Origin of the sequence: Streptomyces sp. SM1 (assembly GCF_002910825.1) — a bacterium.
Lineage (GTDB): Bacteria > Actinomycetota > Actinomycetes > Streptomycetales > Streptomycetaceae > Streptomyces > Streptomyces okerensis.
This window is the reverse complement of record NZ_NEUB01000612.1, coordinates 1-7397: the sequence shown is the minus strand read 5'-3', so window position 1 is coordinate 7397 and position 7397 is coordinate 1. Positions and strand designations below refer to the sequence as shown.

Genomic DNA, 7397 nt, shown 5'->3' with positions numbered 1-7397 from the left:
GTGCTCTTCGCGCCCCTGCGCAAGGCACTCACCGAGTACGCCACCCTCTCCTTCGTCCAGCGCCTCGCGGTGACCCCGGCGCAGATGGGCACCGACGCCGGCCTGGTGGGCGCCGCGGCGGCGGCCCTGGCCGGCCGGACGGACGCCGCGGTCGCGGGTGTGTGAGACGGCGTGACCCGGACGGCGGACCCGATCCGGGAAACGGACGGTGTGGCCCGATCCGGGAAGCGGGGCGTGACCCCGGGGCGGTCCGCACAGTTGAGCCGGGTATGAAGAAGCGCAGCATGCTCGCCATCGCCTCCCTCGCCACCGGTTTCGTCGTCGCGGCGGTCACGCCGTCCCACGCGCTCGGTGACGCCGCCCTCGGGGACACCGCCCTCGGCGGTCTCGACGTCGGCACGCTCAGCACCCTCGACCGGACCGTCGGCGAGAACAACACGCTCGAGCTGGACGTCGTTCGGGAGGGCAAGGCCTGACGGCACCCACCGCGGAGCCCCGCGGCGCCGGTACCCCTCGACGGGAGGGGCACCGGCACCGCTGTCACGCGTTCTCAACTGGAGCTGGTTTCCGTGGCAGGGTGGAGCGGGCAAGCCACAGGGGGCCAACAGAAGAGGGGGAACCGTGATCGTCTGGATCAACGGCGCGTTCGGGGCGGGAAAGAGCACCACCGCGCGTGAACTGATCGAGCTGATCCCGAACAGCACGCTCTTCGACCCGGAGGTCACCGGCGGAGCACTGGAGAAACTCCTGCCGCCCAAACGCCTCGCCGAGGTCGGTGACTTCCAGGACCTCCCGATCTGGCGACGACTCGTGATCGACACGGCGGCCGCGATGCTCGCCGAGCTCGGCGGGACCCTCGTGGTCCCCATGACCCTGCTGCGCCAGGAGTACCGCGACGAGATCTTCGGGGGCCTCGCCGCCCGCCGGATACCGGTCAGCCATGTCCTCCTCGCCCCGGCGGAAACGATCCTGCGGGAGCGGATAGCCGCCCGCGGTGTTCCCGCGGACCTTCCCGACGGGGAGATACGCGTCCGGCAGTGGGCGTACGACCACATCGAGCCGTACAAGGCGGCCCTCGCCGCCTGGCTCACCGCGGACGCCTATCCGGTCGACAGCGGGAACCTGACGCCGTACGACACGGCCCTGCGGATCGCCGAGGCGGTCCGCAGCGGGGCCGTCCCCGCCTGCGACATCGTGCAGACGCCCGAGCCCACCGCCGAGACGGTCGCCGCCGGGGTCCTGCTCTTCGACGAGCAGGACCGGGTGCTGCTCGTCGACCCGACCTACAAGGCGGGCTGGGAGTTCCCGGGCGGAGTGGTCGAACGCGGTGAGGCGCCCGCGCGCGCCGGGATGCGCGAGGTCGCCGAGGAGACCGGGATCCGCCTCGACGACGTACCGGCGCTCCTCGTCGTCGACTGGGAGCCGCCCGCACCGCCCGGATTCGGCGGCCTGCGGCTGCTCTTCGACGGCGGACGCCTCGACTCCGCGGACACCGGACGGCTCCTGCTGCCCGGACCGGAACTGCGCGGCTGGCGCTTCGCCTCCGAGGCCGAGGCCGCGGACCTGCTTCCGCCGGTCCGCTACGAACGGCTGCGCAGGGCACTGCGGGCGCGGGAACGCGGGAAGGCGATGTACCTCGAGGCCGGAGTACCGGTCGGCTGACGGGGAGCCCCGTGCGGCCACCCCGCGCTGTCGGCCGTGCGGGCCGACGGCCGCTGCCGGACGCCCGACCGGCTGCGGCTCGCGGCTCCTGCCGGACGGACCGACCCCCGGGCCGCCCGTCAGCCTGCCGTCTGCCCGCCACCCGGCGGCGCACCGGCGGCATCCGCGGCATCCGCCATCGCACGCAGCACCCGCGCCGTCCCCGCGAGCCCCGGGTCACCGTGGCCGAAGCAGGCCACCTCCGCGTCGAGAGCGGCGAGCCGGTGGCAGGCGGCGAGGACCAGAGGCCGGTCCAGGTTGAACACGCCCGGCATCACGGCGCCGTCCACGGGCGAGGCGGCCACCGTGTCGCCGGTGAACAGCACCCCGTACCGGGGCAGATGCAGCGCGACACTGCCGTGCGTGTGCCCCGGTACGTGCACCACCTGTGCCCCGCCGCCCATGTCGAGCACGTCACCGTCCGCCAACTCGGTGATCCTGGCCGGGCGTTCGAAGTCCCCCGGAGGAAGGAGCCGCGCCGCCCGCTCGTGCAGCGGCCGCTCCCGGTCCTCGAACACCGGCGCGGGGCCCGGAGTCTCGCCGCGCACATGGGGCGCGTCCAGCCGGTGGGCGAGTACCTCGGCACCGGTGAGCGCCGCCACCTCGGCCGCCCCGCCCGCGTGGTCCTCGTGGAAGTGGGTGAGCACGACGCGGCGCACGTCCCGCGGGTGCAGGCCCAGCGCGGTCACGGCCTCGGCGATCGCCGGCCCGGCACCCGCCGGGCCTGCGTCCACCAGGGTCAGCTCCTCCTCGTGCCCTTCCCGGCCGTCGCGCCAGAGGTATGCCTGGCCGACCGGGAATCGCAGGAGATGAAGGCGGGGGAGGAGTTCGACGACGTCCATGGGACGACCGTAGGGCGAAGTCCCCGCCGTGGACGGGGACTCTGCCGTGAGCAGAGCGGTGAACCGCTCCGGGTCAGTTCGCGCCGGACGCGTAGTTGCGCAGGAACAGCGCCTCGGTGACCGACAGCCGCTCCAACTCGTCCGGGGACACGCTCTCGTTCACCGCGTGGATCCGGGCCTCCGGCTCGCTCAGCCCGATCAGCAGGATCTCCGCCTTCGGATAGAGGACGGCGAGGGTGTTGCACAGCGGGATCGAACCGCCCTGGCCGGCGTAACTCATCTCCTGGCCCGGGTACGCCTCCGCCATCGCGTCGGCCATGGCCCGGTAGGCCGGGCTGGAGGTGTCCGCGCGGAACGCCTGGCCCTGACCGATCTGCTCGCTGCTCACCCGCGCACCCCACGGCGTATGCGCCTCCAGGTGCGCCCGGAGGAGCTTCGTCGCGTCGGCCGCGTCGACGCCGGGCGGCACCCGCAGACTGATCAGCGCTCCGGCGCTCGCCTGCACGGACGGCGTGGCGCCGACCACCGGCGGGCAGTCGATGCCGAGCACGGTGACCGCGGGACGCGCCCAGATGCGGTCGGCGACCGTGCCGGAACCGATCAGTTCCACACCGTCGAGCACCTTGGCGTCCGCGCGGAACTGCGCGTCGTCGTACTGCAGTCCGTCCCACGCGCTGTCACCGGTCAGCCCGTCCACGGTCGTCGTGCCGTCCTCGGCGCGCAGCGAGTCCAGTACGCGCACCAGCGCGGCCAGCGCGTCCGGCGCGGCCCCGCCGAACTGGCCGGAGTGCAGATTGCCCTCGAGGGTGTCGATCCGCACCCGGACCAGCGTCATGCCGCGCAGTGTCGAGGTGACCGTCGGCAGACCGGCACGGAAGTTGCCCGCGTCGCCGATCACGATGGCGTCGGCCGTCAGCAGGCCGGGGTGCTCCTCCGCGTACCGCTCCAGGCCGCCGGTGCCCTGCTCCTCCGAGCCCTCGACGATCATCTTGACGTGCACCGGGACGCCGCCGTCGGCCTTCAGCGCGCGTAGCGCCAGCAGGTGCATGATCACGCCGCCCTTGCAATCGGCGGTCCCGCGTCCGTACCAGCGGCCGTCACGTTCGCTCAGTTCGAAGGGCGGTGTGGTCCACCCGGATTCGTCCAGTGGCGGCTGCACGTCGTAGTGCGCGTACAGCAGCACGGTCTTCGCACCCTCGGGGCCGGGCAGGCAGCCGTACACCGACTGCGTGCCGTCCGGGGTGTCGAGCAGCGCCACGTCCTCGAAGCCCTCGGCGGTGAGCGCTTCGGCGATCCAGCGTGCCGCGCCCTCGCTCTCGGCGCGCGGGAACTGGCCGAAGTCTGCCACCGACTTGAACGCCACCAGCTCGGTGAGCTCCTCCTTCGCCCTGGGCATCAGCGAGGCGACGGTCGCGGCGACCGGATTCGACGACATGGGCACGCTCCTTGTGGGTGCGACGTTGTACGTGCGTACGTCTTTGTACGAGATGATCGTGCGGTGTGCGTGAGGGTCCCGTGTACGGGGCACTTACGCCGCCGATCCTCCCACAGTGGCCCCAGACGACCGCCGCCGTAGGATGCGGGAGGACATCAGCGGCAGGCGGCTGAATCGGGAGCAGTAGACCATCGTGAGCAGCGAGAACTCTTCGGCGGACGACGTGCGGCAGGTGTGGGACGTCATCGTGGTGGGCGCGGGACCCGCGGGGGCCTCGGCCGCCTACGCGGCGGCGGTCGCGGGACGGCGTGTGCTGGTGCTGGAGAAGGCGGAGCTGCCACGCTACAAAACGTGCGGCGGCGGCATCATCGGCCCCTCACGCGACTCGCTCCCGCCCGGCTTCGACCTTCCGTTCAAGGACCGGGTGCACGCGGTGACGTTCTCCCACAATGGCCGTTTCAGCCGTACTCGGCGCTCCCGCCAGATGATGTTCGGGCTGATCAACCGGCCCGAGTTCGACCAGCAGCTCGTGGAGCACGCGCAGAAGGGGGGCGCCGAACTGCGCACCGGCGTCGCCGTGCAGCGGGTGGAGCAGCACGGCTCGGCCGTGCCGGACCGGCGCACGGTCGCCGTCGTACTGCAGGGCGGTGAGACGGTGCTGGCGCGGGCCGTGGTCGGCGCGGACGGCAGCGCGGGCCGCATAGGAGCGCACGTCGGCGTCAAGCTGGACCAGGTCGACCTGGGCCTGGAGGCGGAGATCCCGGTCCCGGAGACCGTCGCCGAGGACTGGAAGGGGAGGGTGCTCATCGACTGGGGCCCCATGCCCGGCAGTTACGGCTGGGTCTTCCCCAAGGGCGACACGCTGACCGTCGGGGTGATCTCGCGGCGCGGCGAGGGCGCCGCGACCAAGCGGTACTTGGAGGACTTCATCGGGCGGCTCGGTCTCGCCGGCTTCGAACCGAGCATCTCCTCCGGGCACCTGACCCGGTGCCGTGCCGACGACTCGCCGCTGTCGCGCGGCCGGGTGCTGGTCTGCGGGGACGCGGCCGGACTGCTGGAGCCGTGGACCCGCGAAGGCATCTCGTTCGCGCTGCGCTCCGGCCGGCTGGCGGGGGAGTGGGCGGTGCGGATCGCCGAGGCCCACGATGCCGTGGACGCGCGCCGCCAGGCGCTGAACTACGCCTTCGCCGTCAAGGCGGGGCTCGGCGTGGAGATGAGTGTCGGCAAGCGGATGCTGGCCGCGTTCGAGCGGCGCCCCGGAGTGTTCCACGCGGTCCTCACCGGCTTCCGCCCGGCCTGGAAGGCGTTCAAGGACATCACCCAGGGGTCGACGTCGCTCGGTGAACTGGTCCGTACCCACCCGCTGGCCCACCGCGCCCTCCTGGCGCTGGACCGGCGCCAGGCGGATGACGAGGTCAGCTCGCGCCCGTGATCTCGAAGACCGGGTGGTCGGGGGCGATGCGGCGCAGTTCGTCGTCGGAGGAGTCGGGGCCGACGCCGTTGAAGAAGACCCCGACCTCGGCCTTCCACCGCTTGAGGTAGGCGCGCAGCAGCGGCGGCTTGTCGTCGTCGGCCACCTCCTCGGCGGTGAAGACCTCGACGTTCTTGCCGAGGCGCAGCTCGCCGCCGCCCGCCGCGCGCATGTTGTGGGTCCACTGGACGTGGCCGCGCGGTGCCACGAGGTACCGCCGGCCGTCGACGGTGAGGAGGTTGACCGGAGTCGTCCGCCACTGGCCGCTCTTGCGGCCGCGGACGGCGAGGACGCGGGAACCCCAGACGCTGAGGCCGCGTCGGGTCAGCGCCGCGACGAGACGGTTGAGCACGTTGACGGTCAGCCAGCCGGGCTTCTTGACGTGTGTGGACATGAGGACCCCCGTGGGGTGGTGGCGGGTGGGTGAGTGGTGCTCGCTCGGGCGAGCGCTGATCCGGTTCGTGAGCGTTGACGCCGTTGGTGAGCACCGATCCGGCACGGGAGTGCTGATCCGTGGCGAGAGCGGTGACCCGTTTCGAGAGCGCTGCTCGCCGATGTGAGCACTGCTCTCGCTTGTCGCCGTCAGTCTGCCTGAGATCGGTGCTCCAAAGCAAGAGCAGTGCTCACGAACATGTCCGCTGCTCGCAAACGCGTTCGGTGCTCGCGTTTGTGTGCAGTGCTCTGCTTTCATGCGACACTGCACCCCATGAGCAGCACACACGGGGCCCGCGCCCGGGCCAGGATCGAAGTCACCGCGGCCATCAAGGAGGAAGCCCGCAGACAGCTCGCGAACGAGGGCGCCGCCAAGCTTTCGCTGCGTGCCGTGGCCCGTGAGCTGGGCATGGCCTCCTCCGCGATCTACCGCTACTTCCCGAACCGCGACGACCTGCTGACCGCTCTCATCATCGACGCCTACGACTCCATCGGCGAGGCGGCCGAAGCGGCCCGCGACGCGGCCGCCGACGCCGGGCCGATCGAGCGCTGGACCACCGTCTGCGAGCGCCTGCGCGGATGGGCGCTCGAGCACCCGCACGAGTACGCCCTGATCTACGGAACACCGGTGCCCGGCTACACCGCGCCCGCCACGACCGTCCCGCCCGCCGCCCGGGGCGCCATGGTCGCCATCGGCATCCTCCGCGACGCGCATCAGGGGCTCGGTCTCGCCAGACCCGTGCTGCCCGACGAACTGAGGCCCGAGGCCGTGCGCATGGCCGCCACCGTCGCCCCCGACCTGCCGCCCGAGGTGGTGGCGACGATGCTGGCCACCTGGGCCCAGCTGTTCGGCCTGATCGGGTTCGAGGTGTTCGGGCAGTTCAACAGGGTCGTCGAGGACCGCGACATCTTCTTCCGCCATGCGGTGAGGCAACTCGCGCACACCGTGGGTCTGGTGTATCCGCAGCAGGGCCCCGCGGCCGGCCGGGCCGGATCCGCCGGCCGGCCCGCTGCCCGGCCGTCGTAAGGAGGCCGGGCGGTCGGACGTACGGCGCCGGGAGTAGGTGTGATCACCACGCCGGGCTGACGTCGCCCGGGGCGCCCGGCGTCTAGCGTGGCGGCATGTTGCGTCCTGAAAGCTGGTCCAGGCTCGCGGGTGGAAGTCCCGTCCGGGTAGACACCGGAGTGCCCGGTAGCAGGTCCCGGTCCGTCGTGGAGACGCGGCGGGCTGAGCGGGATGTCGAGTGCCTCTTTGGAGGGAGCAAGCACGCGGGCCGTAGCGTGAAGCGAACCTTGCAGCCTCGTCACACGTACAGCGGAGAAGCCGAGCCCCTCATGTCCGGGCGAAGGCCACGTCCCGAGGGCCCTGTTCCGGGGTCAGCCTTCGGGGTTCTCCCGGGGTATGGGGGGCGGCACGTGTGCACAGTCTGGGCCGGAACAGGAGAGACCCGTCTGACCACGCCTGGCATCGGGCAAGAGACCGGACGTATAAGCCGATGGTGAAGTCGTCCGGAGG

Annotated in this window: 7 protein-coding genes and 1 pseudogene; 5 read left to right on the top strand and 3 right to left on the bottom strand. The window is 72.1% G+C overall.

The genetic code is table 11. The features are described 5' to 3' along the window. From B9S61_RS42335 to B9S61_RS15315, 3 genes and pseudogenes are all read left to right on the top strand, one after another. A pseudogene (locus tag B9S61_RS42335) lies at positions 1-165 on the top strand (ROK family protein); the annotation flags it as partial. A 104-nt stretch (positions 166-269) separates the two neighbouring features. Further along, entirely contained in the window at positions 270-476 is a 207-nt protein-coding gene (locus B9S61_RS15320) for a hypothetical protein (protein WP_103542765.1), read from the top strand. A gap of 145 nt (positions 477-621) precedes the next feature. Next, a complete protein-coding gene (locus B9S61_RS15315; protein WP_103542764.1) occupies positions 622-1662 on the top strand; it encodes an NUDIX hydrolase in 1041 nt (346 codons plus the stop codon). Positions 1663-1781: 119 nt separating this feature from the next. On the opposite strand, the gene B9S61_RS15310 is transcribed toward B9S61_RS15315, so the two are convergent. Together B9S61_RS15310 and B9S61_RS15305 are read right to left on the bottom strand one after the other, a co-directional pair. Then, positions 1782-2543, bottom strand: a complete 762-nt coding sequence (locus tag B9S61_RS15310) for an MBL fold metallo-hydrolase (protein ID WP_103542763.1) — start codon at positions 2541-2543, stop codon at positions 1782-1784. 73 nt (positions 2544-2616) lie between these two features. Beyond that, entirely contained in the window at positions 2617-3978 is a 1362-nt protein-coding gene (locus tag B9S61_RS15305; RefSeq protein WP_103542762.1) for a dipeptidase, read from the bottom strand. Positions 3979-4171: 193 nt separating this feature from the next. On the opposite strand from B9S61_RS15305, the gene B9S61_RS15300 reads away from it, so the two are divergent. Continuing rightward, entirely contained in the window at positions 4172-5410 is a 1239-nt protein-coding gene (locus B9S61_RS15300; RefSeq protein WP_103542761.1) for a geranylgeranyl reductase family protein, read from the top strand. On the opposite strand, the gene B9S61_RS15295 is transcribed toward B9S61_RS15300, so the two are convergent. After that, the gene (locus B9S61_RS15295) at positions 5394-5843 is read right to left on the bottom strand and encodes a nitroreductase family deazaflavin-dependent oxidoreductase (RefSeq protein ID WP_103542760.1); all 450 of its coding nucleotides are present in this window, start codon (positions 5841-5843) and stop codon (positions 5394-5396) included. The two genes, B9S61_RS15300 and B9S61_RS15295, sit on opposite strands and share 17 nt — an antisense overlap. Positions 5844-6155: 312 nt before the next feature. Here B9S61_RS15295 and B9S61_RS15290 point away from each other — a divergent pair, with 312 nt between their 5' ends. Beyond that, positions 6156-6908: a TetR/AcrR family transcriptional regulator gene (locus B9S61_RS15290; protein ID WP_103542759.1), complete on the top strand. Its 753-nt coding sequence runs from the start codon at positions 6156-6158 to the stop codon at positions 6906-6908. The last annotated feature ends 489 nt before the right edge of the window (positions 6909-7397 follow it).